Source organism: Mesorhizobium sp. 01N446, assembly GCF_056399285.1.
Map to the genome: position 1 here is coordinate 239,784 of NZ_JBFTRA010000006.1, position 18,020 is coordinate 257,803.

20 protein-coding genes are annotated in these 18,020 nt (G+C 64.3%); 12 read left to right on the forward strand and 8 right to left on the reverse strand.

What is annotated here, in order from left to right; genetic code table 11:
* The first annotated feature begins 88 nt into the window (after window positions 1-88).
* From AC1DPX_RS22795 to AC1DPX_RS22805, 3 genes are read left to right on the forward strand one after another with little or no spacing between them, the layout of a single operon-like run.
* Complete coding sequence (locus AC1DPX_RS22795; protein WP_010914418.1) at window positions 89-892, forward strand: FadR/GntR family transcriptional regulator; 804 nt, start codon at window positions 89-91, stop codon at window positions 890-892.
* Window positions 893-916: 24 nt separating this feature from the next.
* Window positions 917-2,053 carry an alpha-hydroxy acid oxidase gene (locus AC1DPX_RS22800; RefSeq protein WP_477239713.1) on the forward strand — a complete coding sequence of 379 codons (1,137 nt, stop codon included), beginning with the start codon at window positions 917-919 and terminating at the stop codon, window positions 2,051-2,053.
* A 37-nt stretch (window positions 2,054-2,090) separates the two neighbouring features.
* Entirely contained in the window at window positions 2,091-2,858 is a 768-nt protein-coding gene (locus AC1DPX_RS22805; RefSeq protein ID WP_477239714.1) for a metallophosphoesterase, read from the forward strand.
* Window positions 2,859-2,900: 42 nt separating this feature from the next.
* On the opposite strand, the gene AC1DPX_RS22810 is transcribed toward AC1DPX_RS22805, so the two are convergent.
* The gene (locus AC1DPX_RS22810; RefSeq protein ID WP_257784452.1) at window positions 2,901-3,032 is read right to left on the reverse strand and encodes a hypothetical protein; all 132 of its coding nucleotides are present in this window, start codon (window positions 3,030-3,032) and stop codon (window positions 2,901-2,903) included.
* Between the two features lie 291 nt (window positions 3,033-3,323).
* Window positions 3,324-4,022, reverse strand: coding sequence for a type 1 glutamine amidotransferase (locus AC1DPX_RS22815; RefSeq protein WP_477239830.1), 699 nt, complete (start codon window positions 4,020-4,022; stop codon window positions 3,324-3,326).
* An 88-nt stretch (window positions 4,023-4,110) separates the two neighbouring features.
* Here AC1DPX_RS22815 and AC1DPX_RS22820 point away from each other — a divergent pair, with 88 nt between their 5' ends.
* The 4 genes from AC1DPX_RS22820 (at window position 4,111) to AC1DPX_RS22835 (ending at window position 8,148) form a co-directional block, all read left to right on the forward strand.
* Window positions 4,111-4,758, forward strand: coding sequence for a hypothetical protein (locus AC1DPX_RS22820; RefSeq protein WP_477239715.1), 648 nt, complete (start codon window positions 4,111-4,113; stop codon window positions 4,756-4,758).
* A 31-nt stretch (window positions 4,759-4,789) separates the two neighbouring features.
* Window positions 4,790-5,524 carry a 16S rRNA (uracil(1498)-N(3))-methyltransferase gene (locus AC1DPX_RS22825; RefSeq protein WP_477239716.1) on the forward strand — a complete coding sequence of 245 codons (735 nt, stop codon included), beginning with the start codon at window positions 4,790-4,792 and terminating at the stop codon, window positions 5,522-5,524.
* Between the two features lie 143 nt (window positions 5,525-5,667).
* On the forward strand, window positions 5,668-7,041 hold the full coding sequence (locus tag AC1DPX_RS22830) for a glutamate--cysteine ligase (RefSeq protein ID WP_477239717.1): 1,374 nt from the start codon (window positions 5,668-5,670) through the stop codon (window positions 7,039-7,041).
* A gap of 90 nt (window positions 7,042-7,131) precedes the next feature.
* Window positions 7,132-8,148, forward strand: a complete 1,017-nt coding sequence (locus tag AC1DPX_RS22835; protein WP_477239718.1) for a DUF937 domain-containing protein — start codon at window positions 7,132-7,134, stop codon at window positions 8,146-8,148.
* 173 nt (window positions 8,149-8,321) lie between these two features.
* On the opposite strand, the gene AC1DPX_RS22840 is transcribed toward AC1DPX_RS22835, so the two are convergent.
* Entirely contained in the window at window positions 8,322-8,612 is a 291-nt protein-coding gene (locus AC1DPX_RS22840) for a DUF1127 domain-containing protein (RefSeq protein WP_202355879.1), read from the reverse strand.
* Between the two features lie 177 nt (window positions 8,613-8,789).
* On the opposite strand from AC1DPX_RS22840, the gene AC1DPX_RS22845 reads away from it, so the two are divergent.
* Window positions 8,790-9,746 carry a LysR substrate-binding domain-containing protein gene (locus AC1DPX_RS22845; protein WP_202355880.1) on the forward strand — a complete coding sequence of 319 codons (957 nt, stop codon included), beginning with the start codon at window positions 8,790-8,792 and terminating at the stop codon, window positions 9,744-9,746.
* A 7-nt stretch (window positions 9,747-9,753) separates the two neighbouring features.
* On the opposite strand, the gene AC1DPX_RS22850 is transcribed toward AC1DPX_RS22845, so the two are convergent.
* Complete coding sequence (locus AC1DPX_RS22850) at window positions 9,754-11,943, reverse strand: bifunctional diguanylate cyclase/phosphodiesterase (RefSeq protein WP_477239719.1); 2,190 nt, start codon at window positions 11,941-11,943, stop codon at window positions 9,754-9,756.
* Between the two features lie 156 nt (window positions 11,944-12,099).
* Between AC1DPX_RS22850 and xseA the strand changes: the two genes are divergently transcribed.
* Complete coding sequence (gene xseA, locus AC1DPX_RS22855) at window positions 12,100-13,665, forward strand: exodeoxyribonuclease VII large subunit (protein WP_202355882.1); 1,566 nt, start codon at window positions 12,100-12,102, stop codon at window positions 13,663-13,665.
* 2 nt (window positions 13,666-13,667) lie between these two features.
* A complete protein-coding gene (locus AC1DPX_RS22860) occupies window positions 13,668-14,804 on the forward strand; it encodes a DmpA family aminopeptidase (RefSeq protein WP_477239720.1) in 1,137 nt (378 codons plus the stop codon).
* Between the two features lie 58 nt (window positions 14,805-14,862).
* Here the strand turns inward: AC1DPX_RS22860 and AC1DPX_RS22865 are convergent, their stop codons facing one another.
* The gene (locus tag AC1DPX_RS22865; RefSeq protein ID WP_032929020.1) at window positions 14,863-15,114 is read right to left on the reverse strand and encodes a DUF768 domain-containing protein; all 252 of its coding nucleotides are present in this window, start codon (window positions 15,112-15,114) and stop codon (window positions 14,863-14,865) included.
* A 412-nt stretch (window positions 15,115-15,526) separates the two neighbouring features.
* The gene (locus AC1DPX_RS22870) at window positions 15,527-16,216 is read right to left on the reverse strand and encodes an SDR family NAD(P)-dependent oxidoreductase (RefSeq protein WP_477239721.1); all 690 of its coding nucleotides are present in this window, start codon (window positions 16,214-16,216) and stop codon (window positions 15,527-15,529) included.
* A gap of 62 nt (window positions 16,217-16,278) precedes the next feature.
* Between AC1DPX_RS22870 and AC1DPX_RS22875 the strand changes: the two genes are divergently transcribed.
* Window positions 16,279-16,431, forward strand: a complete 153-nt coding sequence (locus AC1DPX_RS22875; RefSeq protein ID WP_202355885.1) for a hypothetical protein — start codon at window positions 16,279-16,281, stop codon at window positions 16,429-16,431.
* 84 nt (window positions 16,432-16,515) lie between these two features.
* On the opposite strand, the gene AC1DPX_RS22880 is transcribed toward AC1DPX_RS22875, so the two are convergent.
* Window positions 16,516-17,535: an isopenicillin N synthase family dioxygenase gene (locus tag AC1DPX_RS22880; RefSeq protein WP_477239722.1), complete on the reverse strand. Its 1,020-nt coding sequence runs from the start codon at window positions 17,533-17,535 to the stop codon at window positions 16,516-16,518.
* A 31-nt stretch (window positions 17,536-17,566) separates the two neighbouring features.
* Between AC1DPX_RS22880 and AC1DPX_RS22885 the strand changes: the two genes are divergently transcribed.
* The gene (locus AC1DPX_RS22885; RefSeq protein WP_477239723.1) at window positions 17,567-17,818 is read left to right on the forward strand and encodes a hypothetical protein; all 252 of its coding nucleotides are present in this window, start codon (window positions 17,567-17,569) and stop codon (window positions 17,816-17,818) included.
* Here the strand turns inward: AC1DPX_RS22885 and AC1DPX_RS22890 are convergent.
* On the reverse strand, window positions 17,805-18,017 hold the full coding sequence (locus tag AC1DPX_RS22890) for a hypothetical protein (protein WP_202355888.1): 213 nt from the start codon (window positions 18,015-18,017) through the stop codon (window positions 17,805-17,807). The two genes, AC1DPX_RS22885 and AC1DPX_RS22890, sit on opposite strands and share 14 nt — an antisense overlap.
* Window positions 18,018-18,020 lie beyond the last annotated feature (3 nt).

Consider the following 18,020-nt stretch of genomic DNA (forward strand, 5'->3'; position numbering starts at 1 on the left):
TGCTTCGACCAATTGGATAAATAATTTGACCAGTTGGCGACCCAGGCTTTATCCTGCGCGACACCGGTTCAATTCCCAGGCACAGCTGTTGAGCGACATTTTTTCCAGGATCGAGCATTCGCGCACCGCTGACGAGGTGGTGCAGCAGATCGAGAGCCTCATCCTCGAAGGCGTGCTGCGCACCGGTGACCGGCTGCCGGGCGAGCGCGAGCTGGCACGCCAGTTCGACGTGTCGCGGCCGATCCTGCGCGACGCGCTTAAGGCGCTGGAAGGACGCGGGCTGCTGACGACCAAGGCCGGCGGCGGCACGCATGTCGCCGACATTATCGGCCAGCTGTTCACCAAGCCGGTGGCCGACCTGATCTCGATGCATCGCAAGGCGGTGACCGACTATCTGGAATACCGCCGCGAGATCGAAGGCATAGCCGCCGAATATGCGGCGCGGCGCGCGACCCCGGAAGATCTGGCGCTGCTCGACCGCATCATGGCGCGCATGGACGAGGCGCATCGCACCGGCGATTTCGACGACGAGGCCGAGATCGACGTCGAGTTCCATCAGGCGATCTGCGAATGCGCGCACAACATCCTGCTCTTGCACACGCTGCGCTCGTGCTACCGGCTTTTGTCGGAAGGCGTCTTCCAGAACCGGCTGCTGGTCTTCACCGTGCCCGGCGCGCGCGAGGCGCTGCTGGCGCAGCACAAGGCAATCCATGCCGCGGTGAAGGCCGGCGATCCCAACGCTGCCCGGCACGCGGCAATGGATCACATGACCTATGTCGAGCGGTCGATGGCCGAAGCCGAGCGCAGCGGCGACTGGCAACGCGTGTCACGGCTGCGGCTGCGGCAGCGTTCGGAAGCCGGCGATACCGAACCGGCGCGCAGGCGCTCCTAGTAGCAAGATCAAGCGGGGACCAGCATGAGCGACATTCTCACCATCGCAGACCTCAAGGATCTCGCCCGCCGGCGCGTGCCCAAGATGTTCTTCGACTATGCCGATTCCGGCGCCTGGACCGAGAGCACCTACCGGGCCAACGAGGAAGACTTCCAGAAGATCAAGTTCCGCCAGCGCGTGCTGGTCGACATGAGCAACCGCTCGCTGGAATCGACCATGATCGGCCAGAAAGTGTCGATGCCCGTGGCGCTGGCGCCCACCGGCCTGACCGGCATGCAGCACGCCGATGGCGAGATGCTGGCGGCGCAGGCCGCCGAGGAATTCGGCGTGCCTTTCACCCTGTCGACGATGAGCATCTGCTCGATCGAGGATGTCGCCTCGGTGACGACGAAACCGTTCTGGTTCCAGCTCTACGTGCTGCGCGACAAGGATTTCGTGTGCGATTTGATCGACCGCGCCAAGGCGGCGAAATGCTCGGCGCTGGTCCTGACGCTCGACCTGCAGGTTCTCGGCCAGCGCCACAAGGACGTGCGCAACGGGCTTTCGGCGCCACCCAAGATGACGCTGGCCAACATTATCGACCTGGCCAGCAAGCCGCGCTGGTGCCTGGGCATCGCCGGCACCAAGCGCCGCACCTTCCGCAACATCGTCGGCCACGCCAAGGGTGTCGGCGACGTCTCTTCGCTGTCGTCCTGGACAAACGAGCAGTTCGATCCCCAGCTGTCGTGGAAGGACGTCGCCTGGATCAAGGAGCGCTGGGGCGGCAAGCTGATCCTGAAAGGTATCCTCGACAAGGAAGACGCGCTGATGGCGGCCAAGACCGGCGCCGACGCGATCGTGGTTTCCAACCATGGCGGACGCCAGCTCGACGGCGCATCGTCCTCGATCATGGTGCTGGAGGAAATCGCGGACGCGGTCGGCGACAGGATAGAAGTGCACATGGATGGCGGCATACGCTCYGGCCAGGATGTGCTGAAGGCGCTCTGCCTCGGCGCCAAGGGCACCTATATCGGCCGGCCGTTTCTTTACGGCTTGGGCGCGCTCGGCAAGGAAGGGGTTACCAAAGCGTTGGAAATCATCCGCAAGGAGATGGACATCACGCTGGYTCTGTGCGGAAAGCGTCTGGTCACCGACATGGGCAAGGACCAGCTCCGGCGCTAGCGTCCGGTGACAGCCTGACCACGGAGACCACGAGGCGTTGGCGGAACCCGGCATCCATTTTCTCGACGCGCATGGGCCGGAGGGTGTGCGTCTTTACGCGATCGGCGACGTGCATGGCCGGCTCGACCTGCTGGCCGCCATGCACGGGCAGATCGAGGCCGAGATCGCGAGAGACCAGGTTCGGGACTGGCGGGTGATCCACCTCGGAGACTATGTCGACCGCGGACCGGACTCCAAGGGCGTCATCGATTTCCTGATCGCGGCGCGCGAACGCGATCCGCGCCATCTGATGCTGGCCGGCAACCACGACATCGGCTTTCTCGATTTTCTCAGAACCCCCGAACCGGAGGGGCTTTTCATGCGCTTTGGCGGCGTCCAGACGGCGTTGTCCTATGGCGTTTCCCTCACCGCCGACGCCAGCTGGTTCGGCAAGATGGAGACGATGAGACGCGGACATCAGGCCCTGCTCGAGGCAATGCCGCCCGGCCATGTCGACTTCCTGCGCTCGCTGCCGTTCTCGGTGACCTCAGGCGATTTCTTCTTCTGCCATGCCGGCATCAGGCCAGGCATTGCGCTGGACAAGCAAAACCCGCAGGACCTGATCTGGATCCGCGACGTTTTCCACGATCACACCGGCCTGTTCCCAAAGATCGTGGTGCATGGCCACACACCCGTGCCCGAGGCGGAAGTGATGGCCAACCGCGTCAATGTCGACACGCTTGCCTGGCAATCAGGCATGCTGACCGCGCTCGTCGTCGACGGCGCGGACAAACGCATCCTGGAAATGGCGATAAAGGGAGCCTGAGCCCAGCCGCGTCGCAGGAATGCGTCGCGAGCGAGCCGGCTTTTAGCGAAGCGAGGCGGTGACGCCGTAGCCGTCGACGGCGTTGTGGTTGTTGGCGGCATCGGCGGAATAGATGCCCAGACCGCACAGCACGATGGCGGACAACATGGCAAAGGACAGAAGCGCTGCTTTCACGGACGTCATCTCTTGTTGAGCTTCGTGCATCTGTGCACCAGGCGGTTACCAATGCGTTGAAACGGAGAATTCGCTTCAAAGTTTCGACGATTTCGCGCTTCTAGGCGCGTTCTGTATCGGTGGTGTGTCGCACGGGCCACACAAAAGGTTCATTCCCGGTTGCACAGCCGATGCAGAGCGCGCGCCTTCTAGGATGGCGGTCGGACACAAGCCAAGGATGAAAGGGGTTTTCCCCAGCCGGTTTCACGGCGGCGTGCCAATTATGTCACGCGATGACCCGGGGGCAGACGCTTAGATCGTGGCGACCCAGGCGCGGGCAATGGCAATACCGGCGGCATCGGCGTCGGGTCCGTTAAGCGCCATTTCGCCATCGAGCCTGTCGGCCCAGTCGGGATGCCGCGAGGCGATGGTCGAGGCGAAGGAGGTGCTCCAGTCCTTCACCATCGGCCGGTCGGCCTCGAAATGGAACTGGAAGCCATAGATGGCGCGGCCGACACGAAAGGCCTGGTTTTCGGCGACTTCGTTGCCGGCGAGCCGGACGGCATCTTGCGGCAGTTCGAACGTGTCGTCGTGCCACTGGAAGATCGGGAACTTTTCCGGCAGGGCGCCCAGCACCGGATCGGCCTTGGCGTCCGGCGTCAGCGACACGCCGCGCCAGCCGAATTCATTGGCGCCGCCGATGCGGTTCTCGCCGCCGAAGGCGCGGGCGACCAACTGGCTGCCGAGGCAGATGCCGAGCACGGCGCGGTCCTTGCCGGCAAAATCGCGGGTCAGTTCGAGCAGCGCCGGGAAATAAGGATATTCGTCATCGGCCAGCGCATTCTGGCCACCGCCGAGCACCACCATCGCATCGTGCCCGGTCGCGTCTTCCGGCAGCGGATCGCCCTTGTAGGGCAGGCGCACATCGAGATCGGCGCCGGCTTCCGCAAGAGCCGCACCGACCTGGCCGAGGCCGGTATTGTCGTAGTTCTGGACCACCAGCACCCGCATCGCAAAACCCTGCTGACATGAAAATGATGGCACGAGCGATATCATGCCATCCGTATCGCAGCCAAGAAGCGTGTTCGGAGAGAAAACTATGCCACTGCAGAACCGGGTCGATCCGTTCGGCGCCATCCACGCCGTGCCCGAGCGCGGCCTGTTCACCGGCAATCGCGGCATCATCCACGACCCCGCGACCAGAACATTGCTGAAGAAGCGCTGGGCGCTTCAGGCCTGGATCATCTGCGTGTGCCAATTCCGCAATGTGCGGCGCGAGCCGATGGGCCGCAACCGTCCTGGCGGCAAAGCCGGCTGGACCGAGCTGTTCTTCCTCGACGAGGTGACGGCGCTGGCCGCCGGTCATCGCCCCTGTTTCTTTTGCCAGCGAGAACGGGCCAGGGATTTTGTCGGCCGCTTCGGCGAAGCCTTCGGCATTGCCGAGCCGCGCGCGCCGCAGGTCGACAAAAGGCTGCACAAGGAGCGGCTGGCGTCGGGTGGCAAACGCCCTGCTGTGGCAATGCACGATCTGGCCGGCCTGCCCGACGGCGCGGTGGTCGCTACTGGCGGCAACGCCTATGCCTTGCGTCACGGCAAGGCGTTGCGATGGTCCTTTGCCGGATATGGTCCACCCGCCGGCCTTGGCCAACTGGAAGACACGGCGCTTATGCTGCTGACCCCGGAGACAACGCTTGCCGTCCTGAGGCGTGGCTTTCGACCGGTGTGGCATCCGTCCGCCGAGGCTTGACGGAGGCGGCCGGCTCGCTCATTCCTCGGCGATGCGCGCCAATTACAAGATGCAACGTCTGTTCGTGCCTGACGACCTCGGGCCGGATGCCGAGTTCGATGCCGACCGGCAGCAGAGCCATTATCTCATGCATGTGCTGCGGCTTGGCGAAGGCGCCGAGATCCTGGTCTTCAATGGCCGGGACGGCGAATGGTCGGCGGCCATCGCGGCAAAGTCGAAGAAAGCGGTCAAACTCAAGGTTTTGGCGCTGCAACGGCCGCAGCCGCCCCTGCCCGATCTCATCTATTGTTTCGCGCCGCTGAAACAGGGGCGGCTCGACTATCTCGTGCAGAAAGCGGTCGAGATGGGCGCCGGCATCCTGCAACCCGTCATCACCCAGCACACGCAAGTGGCCAAGCCGTCCATCGACCGGCTGCGTGCCAATGTCGTCGAGGCCGCCGAACAATGCGGCATACTGGCGGTTCCGGAAGTGCGCGAAGCGGAAAAATTCGAACGCCTGCTGACCGGCTGGGACAAGGAGCGGCGGCTGGTCTTCTGCGACGAGGACGCTTCGACCAACAATCCGCTGCTTGCCTTACAAGCGGTAAAGGAAAAGCAGCTTGCGCTGCTGGTCGGGCCGGAAGGCGGCTTTTCGGATGAGGAGCGCAAGATGCTGCGCGCCCTGCCCTTCGTGACCGCCATTCCGCTCGGCCCGCGCATCCTGCGCGCCGATACGGCGGCCGTGGCCGCACTTGCGGTGATGCAGGCAACTGTTGGAGACTGGTAGGACGTCACGTCTTGCAAGAGGCCGCCCGGATCGTGGCCTTCAATTCCTCTTGACCTGTGGCTCAGGATTTTTCGCTTGATCGGCTACTGACATTTCGTCCATTTACCGCCGGCGGTCGCCCGACCGCCTCTGAGGGCTTGATCATGGCGCGCGACACAACCGATTTCCGGCCGATCGAAGGCATCGACGAACTCGTCGAGCACCTGGCCGAAGGCAACAAGCCGCGCGACAAGTGGCGCATCGGCACGGAGCACGAGAAATTCCCCTTCTATGTCGATGGCAACGCGCCGGTGCCCTATGGCGGCGAGCGCGGCATCCGCGCCATCCTCGAAGGCATGCAGTCAAAGCTTGGCTGGGACCCGATCATCGACGACGGCCGCATCATCGGCCTGGTCGAACCGACAGGCCAGGGCGCGATTTCACTGGAACCGGGCGGCCAGTTCGAGCTTTCCGGCGCGCCGCTGGAGACGATCCATCAGACCTGCCGCGAGGGCAATGCGCATCTGGCGCAGGTGCGCGAGATCGCCGAGCCGATGGGCATCCGCTTCCTCGGCCTCGGGGGCAGCCCGAAATGGTCGCTGGCCGAAACGCCGAAAATGCCGAAGTCGCGCTATGAGATCATGACGCGTTACATGCCCAAGGTCGGCACCAAGGGCCTCGACATGATGTACCGCACCTGCACGATCCAGGTGAACCTCGACTTCGAGAGCGAGGCCGACATGCGCCGCAAGATGCAGGTCTCGCTGAAGCTGCAGCCGCTGTCGACGGCGCTGTTCGCCAACTCGCCCTTCACTGAAAGCAGGCCGAACGGCTTGCAGAGCTGGCGCGGCGACATCTGGCGCGACACCGACAACCAGCGCTCGGGCCTGCTCGAATTCTGCTTCTCGCCCGAGTTCGGTTTCGCCGACTATGTCGAATGGGCGCTCGACGTGCCGATGTATTTCGTCATCCGCGACGGCCACTATCACGACATGACGCACATAACCTTCCGCCAGTTCATGGCGGGCGCCGCGCGCAACGAAGTGCCGGACGGGCTGCCGACGATGGGCGACTGGGCGAACCACCTGTCGACGCTGTTCCCCGACGTGCGGCTGAAGCGTTTCCTGGAAATGCGCGGCGCCGATGGCGGCCCGTGGCGGCGCATATGCGCGCTGCCGGCCTTCTGGGTGGGGCTACTCTATGACGAGGCGGCGCTCGACGCGGCCGAGGCATTGACCGCGAGCTGGACCTACAAGGAAGTGCTGGCGATGCGCAACGCCGTGCCGGAACTCGGCATTGCCGCGCCCTTCCGCAACGCCACGCTGCGCGAGATCGCACGCGACGTGCTGGCCATTTCGCGCACCGGGCTGAAGAACCGCGGCAAGAAGAACCGCGACGGCTACGACGAAACCTCGTTCCTCAACACTTTGGACGAGGTGGTCGCACGCGGCACGACCAGCGCCGAGGAGATGCTTTCGGCCTACCACACGCGTTGGGGTGGCTCGATCGAGCCGGTGTTCATGGAATACGCCTATTAACCCAGCGCGTTAAGGAGCGGCAAAAGCCGCTTCAATCGACCGTTGAAACGAATTAGGCTCCCTCCCCGAGGAATTCAGGAGGAGACGCCGATGCCCACCTTGTTCGACATGCTGACGCAGGCCCAGAACGGCAACGGCATGCAGGCGCTTGCCCAGCAATATGGGCTTTCGCTGCAGCAGACACAGGCAGCGGTCGGAGCGCTGCTGCCGGCCTTTTCGCAGGGGCTGCAACGCAACACCGCCGATCCCTATGGGCTCGGCGCCTTCATGACGGCGATGGCAAGCGGCCAGCACGCCAAATATTTCGAGGATGCGACCCGCGCCTTCTCGCCGCAAGGCGTTGACGAAGGCAATGGCATTCTCGGACACCTGTTCGGTTCGAAAGACCTGTCGCGCGCCGTGGCCAGCCAGGCGGCGCAGGCGAGCGGCGTGAGCCAGCAGATCCTGCAGCAGATGCTGCCGGCGATCGCCTCGATGGTCATGGGCGGGCTGTTCAAGCAGACGACAAGCCAGATGCAGGCCGCCGGCGGTTTCGGCGGCGGCAACAATCCGCTCGGCGAGATCATCGAGCAGATGATGCGGCAAGGCGGCGGCATGGGCGCGCCGGCGCCACAGCAGCGCCAGGCACCGCAGCCCCAGAACCCGATGGACAACCCGCTCGGCAAGGTCTTGCAGGACATGTTTGGCGGCGGCGCACCGCAACCGCAAAGCCAGCCGGCCCCCAATCCCTATGGCGACAATCCGCTGGGGAAGGTGCTGCAGGACATGTTCGGCGGTGGTACCCCACAGCCGCAAGGCGGGGCGCAGCCGCAGCCCCAGCAAACGCAGAGCCCCTACGGCGACAACCCGCTCGGGAAGATCTTCGAAGAGATGCTGCGCGGCGGTGACGGCTTCGGCATGCCCGGCGGACAGCCGGCGCCGCAGCCGCAGGCACCACAGCAGCGCCAGGCCCCGCAGTCACAGACCAATCCGAGCGGCCGGCCAAGAAACCCGTTCGACGATCTGTTTGGCAAGATGTTCGAAACCGGCGCCCAGCAGCGCGACGAGTACCAGAAGGGCGTCGAAAACATCTTCGACCAGTTCAAGCGGGACATGGATCGGCGGTAATTCAACTGGGCTACGGCCATTTCCGAGTGGACCAGAAAAAGAAAAGCCCGGTCCTTGGGAGGACCGGGCAACGTGCAGGCAGGACGGCGGGGAACCGGCAGGGAGTGGGGAGCCTGCAGAACCTTGGTCGCGCTGAACCCTGAAAAGGTTCAGCAGGACCGAAAATCAACCGATCAGGCCACCTTGCGGGCGATGTCCTCGATCGTTTCCACGCGATCGCTGGCGATTTCGCGCAGCATCGCCGTCGGGTCGCGGCCGAACGGCACGTCGATGGCAACGTGGAGGTCGGCGCGCGTCAGGCCGATATCGGCGAGCTCGGCGTCCGACATCTCGCCAAGACGGTAGAAGGCGCGACGGTTTTTCCAGGCGCGGTAGATATTGAAGACGGTATTGGCCACGCGCATCGCAACGGCCGGACGCGAGGTGATGCGCGAGGTCTCGGTGGCGAAATCGATCGTGGTCATGTCGGTCTCCTTCAGTTTCGAACGAACAAAGCCAAGCGGTCGGCGCTGGCGACAGCGTCCGTTCCGGCTTCGATTCACATGCCTTCATGTGGATGTCGGCAATTTGCCATCAGCCGATTGATTAATCCAACGAATGTTTTTAATCCTAGGCATCAACATCAATGATGGATTGGACCAATGAAAGCGCCACTCGATCTCGATCAGTTGCAAACCTTCATTTCAATTGCCGATACCGGCAGCTTCACGCGGGCAGCCGAAGAGGTGCTTCGCACGCAGTCGGCGGTGTCGATGCAGATGCGCCGGCTCGAGGAGCGGATCGGCAAGCCGTTGTTCGAGAAGGAGGGCCGCAACAACAAGCTGACGGAGGAAGGCGACAAGCTGCTCTCCTACGCAAGGCGGCTGCTCTACCTCAACCGCGAAACGCTCGCCGCCTTCGACGACCAGCGGCTCGAAGGGACCATCCGCATCGGCACGCCGGACGACTATGCCGACCGCTTCCTGCCGGAGATCATGGCACGCTTCACGCGCTCCAACCCGCGCGTGGAACTGACCGTCATCTGCGAGCCGACGCCGGGGCTGGTCGAGCACATCAGGCGCGGCAATCTCGACCTGGCGCTGGTGACGCACAATGATGTGCGCGGCCAGTCGGAAGTGGTGCGGCGCGAGCCGCTGCTGTGGGTCACCTCGGCCAACCATGCGACACATGAACAGGAAACGCTGCCGATGGCCTTTGGCCGGCCGAATTGCATCTGGCGGCGCGCCGCCGTCGATGTGCTGGACCAGCAGAACCGTGACTACCGCATCCTGTTCACCAGCTTCTCGGCGACCGTGATCACCGCCGCGGTGCTTTCGGGCCTGGCCATCTCGGTGCTGCCGGAATGCGCGCTCCGGCCCGGCATGCGGGTGCTGGGCGAGGCCGACGGCTTCGGCGCCCTGCCCGACTGCCGCATCGGCATCATGCGCGGCCAGACCTCTCGGCCGGAGATCGTCGACGCGCTCGCCCGCCACATCTCGGAGAGCCTGGACAACATCTCGGTGCCGCTCGTCGAAGAAGCCGGGACGTTCGATTTCGCGGCACTTGCCTACGCCAAGATCAGGCGGACAAAGGCCAACCAGATCCTGCCGGGCTGGTAGGCGGGTCTCAGGCGCGGGCAGTGGCCTGACCGCCCTGCTCGCCGGGCAAAGCCAGGCCCGGCAGGCCAAGTAACTGAACCGGCTCGAGCGGCGGTGACAGCAGGTAGCCTTGCAATTGATGGCAACCCATGCCGACGAGCAATGCCTTCTGCTCCTCGGTCTCGACGCCTTCGGCGGTGACATCGACGTCGAGCGCGATGGCAAGGTCGATCAGCGCATTGACGATTGCCGTCGAATTGCCCTCGGTGCCGAGCAGGCGCACGAAGGAACGGTCGATCTTGAGCTTGTCGATCGCATGGCGCCGCAGATAGCTCAGCGACGAATAGCCGGTGCCGAAATCGTCGAGCACGATGCCGATGCCGGCCTGGCGCAGAGCCGCCAGGGCCGCCGCGGTCATATCGCTGTTTTCCAGGAGGACGTTTTCGGTGATCTCGAGTTGCAGACGTGCCGGCGCGAGGCCGGTCTCGGCAAGGATCGCCGCGACCATTGCGGGAAACCCGGCGTCGCGCAGTTGCAGCGGCGACACATTGACCGCCACCCATGGTAGCGCCGTGCGAACGGCGAACCTGCAGGCTTCCAGCAGCACCCATTTGCCGAGTTCGCCGATCATGCCGCGTTCCTCGGCGATGGCAATGAACTGCGCCGCCGGTAGGGCGCCATGGACTTCGTGGCTCCAGCGGATCAGTGCCTCCGCGCCAAGGATCGCCCGGCCGTCAGCGGCAAACACAGGCTGATAGTTGAGCTTGATACCGGTGCCGCCGATCAGCGCCTTGCGCAGTTCGCTTTCGACCTTGCGCTTGCGCAGCAGCAGATCGTCCATGTCGCCGGCAAAGACCTGGTAGCGGCCGCGACCATTTTTCTTGGCCTCGTAAAGCGCGATGTCGGCCTTGCGCAAGAGATCGTCGGCGTCGGCCTCGGGCCCTGTCGACAAGGCGATGCCGATGCTGGCACTGACAAAGACTTGGTCGTCCATCAGTTTGAACGGTTCGCGCAACCGTTGCTGCAGTCGCTCCGACACATCCTCGGCATCGCGCACGCCGTGGATGTCGATGAGAATGACGGCGAACTCATCGCCGCCAAGCCGCGCCACGGTATCGACATCGCGAATGGTCCGTTGCAGCCTGGCCGCGGTCTGGCGCACCAGTTCGTCGCCAGCCGGATGACCGAGTGTATCGTTGACATGTTTGAAGCGGTCGATATCGAGGTAGAGCAGCGCGACCTTGGCGGCATCATGGCCGGCGATCAGCAGGGCGCGGCGCAGCCGGTCCTCGAACAGCGCTCGGTTGGGCAGGCCTGTAAGCGTATCGTGAAAGGCAAGATACTGGGCTTCGTTGCGGCTGGTCTGCAGCGCCGTGGATGCGCGGCGCAGACGCCGCAGTAGAAATGCCAGCACGCCCGCCGCGAGGAGCATCGCGACGATCAAGGCCGGGCCAGCCTTGCGTATCAGCGTCAGGCCGGGTCGCTCCTGATCCCAAGCGATATAGCCCAGGATAACGCCACGCGAATCAAGCAGCGGAATGGCCGCCGAGCCTGTCGGTTGCGACAGCGACAGGAGATGCGCGCCATCCAGCAGATATTTTCGGGCGATCTTGTCGATAACCGTGTCGTTGATGAACTCGACGGAGACATGAAGATATTCGCTGCCCCGCGCCTGGGTGACGCGGTCGGAGCTCGGTATCAGCGGCATGATGCTGAGGATGGCCGGCTTGCCGCCGAGCGATATTAGATCCTCGGCAACCATCTTGACCGGACCGCCGCCCCCAGTCTCCTCCGGCGGCCGGGCGATCAGGCCACGCAGCTTTTCGATGGTGGATCGCAAGGCGGTTTCGTCCTCGGCATAGAGGTCCGGCGCCACCACCTTTCCCTCACGCATGACGTGGATGGGACGGTTGGCATCATCCAGCACGTAGACGCGGTTGTGGCCGTAGTAGGAGTACATCCAGACACTGAGGTTTTCGGCCATCCACGTCTGATTGCCTGATTTGGCATTGGTGACGGCATCGTCCCAGACCGAGACACTCTCCTGCTCGCGTTCGACGGCGGCGATCTGGTCCTGCAAGCCATTGGCGAAGAATACCTTTTGGCGTTCAAGCGAAACGTGGTCAGCCTGCACGGCGGCGTAGAACCCAAATCCCACGAACATGACAAGCGCGAAGGCGGCAAGCGCCAGCACGGTCAGCGTGACCTGATACGTCAATGGGCTCCGATGTGCGCGTGTGCTCATGCTTCCTTGGCCAGCTGCGTTGCGCGGCAGTCAACTAAACTAGGCTTAAGATCGCGATAAGATTGCGTTATGACATGCGGGCGACGCCGGCGCCTTGACGTGCGGCGCCAACCGGCCCCCAATCGACCGATGAGCGAAGCAGCATCCGAATCACGCACCAACGCCACCGAATACACGGTGAGCGAGATCTCCGGCGCACTGAAGCGCACGGTCGAGGACGTCTTCGGCAATGTGCGGGTGCGCGGCGAAATCTCCGGCTATCGCGGCCCGCATTCCTCCGGCCATGCCTATTTCGCGCTGAAGGACGACCGCGCCCGGCTCGACGCCGTGGTGTGGAAGGGCACGATGAGCCGGCTGAAATTCCGCCCCGAGGAAGGGATGGAGGTGATCGCTACCGGCAAGCTCACCACCTACCCCGGCAAGTCCAACTACCAGATCGTCATCGACAATCTGGAGCCGGCCGGCGCCGGCGCGCTGATGGCGCTGCTGGAAGAGCGCAAGCGCCGGCTGCAGGCGGAAGGGCTTTTCGACGCCGGCCGCAAGCGCCGGCTGCCCTTTATGCCGCGCGTCATCGGCGTCGTCACCTCGCCGACCGGGTCCGTCATCCGCGACATCATCCACCGTATCAAGGACCGCTTTCCGCTGCATGTGCTGGTCTGGCCGGTGCGTGTGCAGGGCGAGACGTCAGGCGTGGAAGTGACCTATGCCGTCAACGGCTTCAACGCGCTGGCCTGGGATGGCGCCATCCAGCGCCCCGATCTCTTGATCGTCGCGCGCGGCGGCGGCAGCCTCGAGGACCTCTGGGGCTTCAACGACGAAGCGCTGGCCCGCGCCGTCGCGGCCTCCGGCATTCCGGTGATTTCGGCTGTCGGTCACGAAACCGACTGGACATTGATCGACCTCGTCGCGGATGTGCGGGCGCCGACACCGACGGGCGCGGCCGAAATCGCCGTGCCGGTGAAGGCCGACCTCGAAGCGACGCTGGCCAGCCTCGGCGCGCGGCTCAAGGCCGCTGTGCTGCGCAATTTCGAACGCAAGCGGCAGGCCGCGCGTGCGGCGGCGCGCGCACTGCCCTCGCCCGATCAATTGCTGGCACTACCGCGCCGGCGCCTCGACGAGGCGACATCCAGGCTCGGCCGCGGCCTGTCCGTGAGCGTCGATCGCAAGCGGGCGCGCCTCCAGGGCCAAAGGCTGACGCCGGCGACGCTGTCGCGGCGCATCAACGAGGCCCGCACGCTGACCGGGCGTGACCTTGCCCGCGCGCAGGCGGCGTTCTTTGCCATTGTGCGCGAACGGCGCGCACGCTTCGCGCGCACCGCGACGCGGCTGTCGCCCGCGCCGATCGCACGCCGGCAGAAACTGCAAGGGGATGCTCTGGCGGCCCTCGCCAGGCGGCAGGATCGGGTCATCTCGCTGCGGCTCGAGCGCCTGCGCGGCCAGTTGAGCCAGGCCGAACGGCTCTTGACCACGCTGTCGCACAAGGCCGTGCTCGCGCGCGGCTTCGCGCTGGTGAAGGATGCCGACGGCGCCGTCATCAAGCAGGCGGCCGACGTGGCATCGGGGATGGCGCTTTCGCTGGAGTTCGCCGACGGCACGGCGGATGCGGTGGCAACCAGCGGTGCGGCAAGGCCGAAGCCGGCTGCCAGGCCGGCGGCCAAGGCGAAGGAACCCGGCAATCAGGGGTCGCTGTTCTGACCATGACCGACAATCCGAACCATCTGGCCACGCCATCGGGCAAGCCTCGCGCGCGCAGCTTCGGCATCGGCTTCGACGGAACGCCCGGGCCGTTCAACGCGATCACCGACGTGCCGGGCGTCGCGGTCGGCTATGCGACGCTGATTTCAGGCGATGGCGCGCTGGTCGTCGGCAAGGGACCGGTGCGCACCGGTGTCACCGCGATCCTGCCAAGACCGCTAGCCGACCTGGCTACGCCGGTCTTCGCCGGCATTTTCAGCCAGAACGGCAATGGTGAGCTGACCGGCTCGCACATCATCGAGGAAACCGGCGCTTTCAACTTCCCGATCACCATCACCAACACGCATTCCTGCGGCGTTTCACGCGATGGCACGCTGCGCTGGATGAACCAGGTGCTGCCGGCCGCGGTCGACAGCGCCTGGGGCCTGCCGGTGGCGGCGGAAACCTATGACGGGTTTCTCAACGACATAAACGGTCACCATCTGACATCGGAGCATGTTGCTGAAGCGCTGGACAGCGCGGCCGGCGGCCCGATCGAGGAAGGCAGCGTCGGCGGCGGCACCGGCATGATCACCTTCGGCTTCAAGGCCGGTTCGGGCACGGCGTCGCGCATGGTCGCGTGGCAGGGACATTCCTACACGGTCGGCGCCTTCGTGCAGTCGAATTTCGGCAAACGGCGCAATTTTACCCTGCGTGGCCTGCGTGCCGGGTCCGAACTCGCGGAGCCGGCGATCCGCGAGGGGACGCCGCGCGCCGAAAAGGGTTCCATCATCGCCGTTGTCGCCACCGACACGCCATTCCTGCCGCACCAGATGAAGCGGCTGGCTCGCCGCGTGCCGCTCGGCGTCGCCATGACCGGCGGCTTCGGTTATCACAGCTCGGGCGACATCTTTCTCGCCTTCTCGACCGCCAATCCTGCCGCCGCACTGGCGCCGTCGGGCCGGATCGCCAAGGCCGATTTCATTCCCGATACCGACATCGATCCGTTCTTCGACGCCGTGATCCAGGCGGTGGAGGAATCGATCCTCAACGCCCTGGTCGCCAATGACGACATGACCGGGCGCGACGGCAACTTCGTGCCGGCGCTGCCGAAGGTTTGGCTGAAAGAAAAGTTTGGGCTGAACGAAAAGTTCGGCTGAGACGAAAACGCGGGCCAAGAAGCCCGCGCATTCAGACAAACAGACGTTCCGGTAAAATCTATTCCGCGGCCTTGCTGGCCGCCTGCTGGTGCTCGTCGGCCTCGGCGGCCTCCTCGAGCCGGGAGGCAATGAGTTCCTGGATGTCGCCGACTTCTTCCTGGATATCCTCCAAGGGAATACCGACTTCCGCAGCCTTGGCGGCGCATTCCCGGGCCAAGGTCTCGGCCTGCTTGTCGATCCTGGCCTGGGACTGGCAATGGACCTTTTCGCCGATCCATCCCCGCAAGAACTCGATCGCGTGTTCACTCATACTGCTGTTCCCTGGCGGCAAAGCCGGTTGGTAATCATAAACGTCGGCATCCCGCAAAGGATGCATCCTGCCATTCCAGCCGAGTCGCGGCCAGCCGGCAAGTCAATGCCGTGCAGGGTCCACAGAGCCGAAGGAAATCGAGGGTTCAAGCACATTTCTGATTCTGGAGGGTTGCTTCCGTGAGCTGGATCAACCCAGCCTCGCGCCACTGTTTCTATTTGCTTTTCCGGTTTTCCAGCCGTTTTTTCGTCACAAATGATGGCGCAATGCGTAACACATTTTTACAGTCGCTCCGGAGGGCTGCACTGGGGCGCGCCGGTCGAAGCCGCCGCTATATAGTGATATCCCCACGCAATGTCGACTCCCGCCGATCTTGCGCAGGGATGCGGAACGTCGCACCTCTCCAGCACCATCAGAAGGTCTCGACCCAGGGCCTGAGCTCCATTTCCCAGGTCCAGGCGCTGCGGTGCTGGCGATGAATGGAGAGATAGGCCTCGGCGATCGCGTCCGGAGACAGCCGGCGATCCTGAGGCCCGGCCTCTTGTCCGGACGCGGCCGAAGCAATGGCGCCGTCGATGATGAAATGCGCGACGTGGACGTTCTTCGGCGCCAACTCACGGGCCATGGACTGCACCAGCCCGCGCAAGCCGAATTTCGGCATCGCAAAACCGGCGGACCCAGCGAACCCCTTCACGCTGGCCGTCGCCCCGGTGAAGAGAATCGAACCCGAACCCAGAGCCACCAGCCGGCGGGCGGCCTGCTGGCCGACCAGGAATCCGCCGTAAGCCCCAACCAGCAAAGCCTGACGGACCGCCTCGGGATCGAGTTCCGCTATCGGGCCGCGGGCGCGTCCGCTGGCGTTGAAGACCACCAGCGAGAGCGGACCGACCTTGTCGGCGACATCGAACAGACGCTCCACCGATGCGGGATCGGAGACATCAGTCGCCACGGCCTGCGCACCGGTCTCAGCCTGCAAGGCAGCGAGTTTCTCGACGTTGCGGGCAGCCAGGACGACGCGGAACCCTTCCTTCGCGAGCAGGCGCGCCAGCGAGGCGCTCAAGCCGGAGCCCGCACCGGCAATGATTGCGACTTTGGATGTCATGAAACCTCTCCTTGTTTCCACAGGACCGCGGTCGATGGCCGGCGAATGAGCAGTGTTGAAACTTGCCGGATCGGCGCGGCGACGGCAACGCGCTAGACGCCAAGAAAAAGGCCGGGCGCGAAACCGGCCCGGCCAAAAAGAAGGTCATAACCTTCAGAGGGGAACACCGCTCGGCGAAATGGGAGGAAAACACCGAACGGATTTTTCTCTTTTGAACCGATTCGTGGGCAGATACGACGAACTGTTTTCTAAAAATCGGCCAGAACTGCAAAAATCCTGTCCTTTCTTGCCGCAAGGGCTCAGCCAATGCGGCTCTCCGGCTCGAGCAGATCCGCATAATGGCGCTGGGCGACGTCGGGATGCGAGCGCAGCCGGCTTTTCAGCACATTGGTTCCGACATCGCGAAACAGCGGATTGTCCGGATCGCTGGCCGGCCCGCGCGCCTGCGCCGCCAGTTCCTCGGAAAGGCCAAGCAGCGGTATCGTCGCGTCGAGCCTGGCGCCGAAGAAGAACGGCACGGAAATACGCTCGACGCCGGCGGGCGGCGTCACGACGCGATGCACGGTCGCGCGCAGATAGCCGTTGGAGGCCAGTTCGAGCAATTCGCCGATGTTGACGACGAGCGTGCCGGGAATGGGGTCCACGTCCACCCAACTGCCGTCATAGTCGACCTGCAGCCCCTTATTGTCATCCTGGAGCAGCAGCGTCAGGAAGCCGCCATCCTTGTGCGCGCCGACACCCTGATCGCCGCCGGCCGCGTCAAGGCCGGGGTAGCGCACGATCTTCATGCGATGGTTGGGCTCGCTGCTGTAGATGGGGTCGAAGGCATCCTCGGGCTGATCGAGCGACTGCGCGAAGGCTTTCAGCAGCCGTATCGCCACGGCCGTCACCTTGCTCTGCCAGGCAAGCAGCGCCGGTTTGAGATCCGGCAGCGCCGCGGGCCACTGGTTCGGTCCCTGCAGCCGCGTCCAGGCGGGAATTCCCGGCCCTTGCGCGATTGCCTGGCGCTCGACGCCGATATCGAGCTGTTCGCGCCAGTCCTCCCTGCCCTTGGTCAGTTCGCCGCCGGCACGCGTATAGCCGCGAAACTGCGAGGACTTGACCATTTCGATCGCCAGCTTGTCGGCCTCAGGCAAGGCAAAGAACCGACGCGATGCGGTGAGCACCTCGCTGATCTCCGCCCAGGAGATGCCATGTCCGGCGAGATAGAAGAAGCCGATGTCGCGCGAAGCGGAACGAAGATCCGCCAGAAATGTCCGGCGTTCAGACGCGCCTTGTTCAAGGCGGCTCAGATCGAGCACGGGCACAATTCTTGGCATATCAAGCTCCTTTCCCAGTGTTTTTCGGATGTTGCTTGAAATTCCGTCCGAAAAACCCGGCCAATTGAACATGCAGGCACATTTCAGCGACCATGGCCGCGATCCATGCGCGCAAGTCTCCGCGACTTCGGATTGCCGGGAAAGGAACGATCGGTCCTTCGGCGCGGCCGCGACGAACAATTTTTCCATTCACGAGGGCAAGTGGATGATGATCGCGATCGGACCGGCGCTGGACGCGCCCAATCGCCCGCAGCCCGGCTGGGCCGCCCTCAACAGCATATGACGGCGGTGATGGTGTCGGCGCCCTCGGCGGCCTCCTGGGCGGTGGCGGAGGCGGTCACGTCGAAACCGAGACAGGCGAGGTTGCGGGGGTCTTTCCTGGCGGCGGCGCGACCGCTGTCGTAAAAGCGGAGCTTGTCGATGCCGAGCAGCGCTTTGTGGGCCGGCAGCGCGCCGATCGCACAATGTCGATATCTCTTCATTGT

Bases quoted from the DNA above. Each gene is read 5' to 3' on its own strand.
- AC1DPX_RS22860 (WP_477239720.1), top strand. From the start codon at position 13,668: ATGACCGACAATCCGAACCATCTGGCCACGCCATCGGGCAAGCCTCGC.
- AC1DPX_RS22870 (WP_477239721.1), bottom strand. From the start codon at position 16,216: ATGACATCCAAAGTCGCAATCATTGCCGGTGCGGGCTCCGGCTTGAGC.
- AC1DPX_RS22840 (WP_202355879.1), bottom strand. From the start codon at position 8,612: ATGACCACGATCGATTTCGCCACCGAGACCTCGCGCATCACCTCGCGT.
- AC1DPX_RS22815 (WP_477239830.1), bottom strand. From the start codon at position 4,022: ATGCGGGTGCTGGTGGTCCAGAACTACGACAATACCGGCCTCGGCCAG.
- AC1DPX_RS22845 (WP_202355880.1), top strand. From the start codon at position 8,790: ATGAAAGCGCCACTCGATCTCGATCAGTTGCAAACCTTCATTTCAATT.
- AC1DPX_RS22890 (WP_202355888.1), bottom strand. From the start codon at position 18,017: ATGAAGAGATATCGACATTGTGCGATCGGCGCGCTGCCGGCCCACAAA.
- AC1DPX_RS22830 (WP_477239717.1), top strand. From the start codon at position 5,668: ATGGCGCGCGACACAACCGATTTCCGGCCGATCGAAGGCATCGACGAA.
- AC1DPX_RS22835 (WP_477239718.1), top strand. From the start codon at position 7,132: ATGCCCACCTTGTTCGACATGCTGACGCAGGCCCAGAACGGCAACGGC.
- AC1DPX_RS22880 (WP_477239722.1), bottom strand. From the start codon at position 17,535: ATGCCAAGAATTGTGCCCGTGCTCGATCTGAGCCGCCTTGAACAAGGC.
- AC1DPX_RS22820 (WP_477239715.1), top strand. From the start codon at position 4,111: ATGCCACTGCAGAACCGGGTCGATCCGTTCGGCGCCATCCACGCCGTG.
- xseA (WP_202355882.1), top strand. From the start codon at position 12,100: ATGAGCGAAGCAGCATCCGAATCACGCACCAACGCCACCGAATACACG.
- AC1DPX_RS22865 (WP_032929020.1), bottom strand. From the start codon at position 15,114: ATGAGTGAACACGCGATCGAGTTCTTGCGGGGATGGATCGGCGAAAAG.
- AC1DPX_RS22825 (WP_477239716.1), top strand. From the start codon at position 4,790: ATGCGCGCCAATTACAAGATGCAACGTCTGTTCGTGCCTGACGACCTC.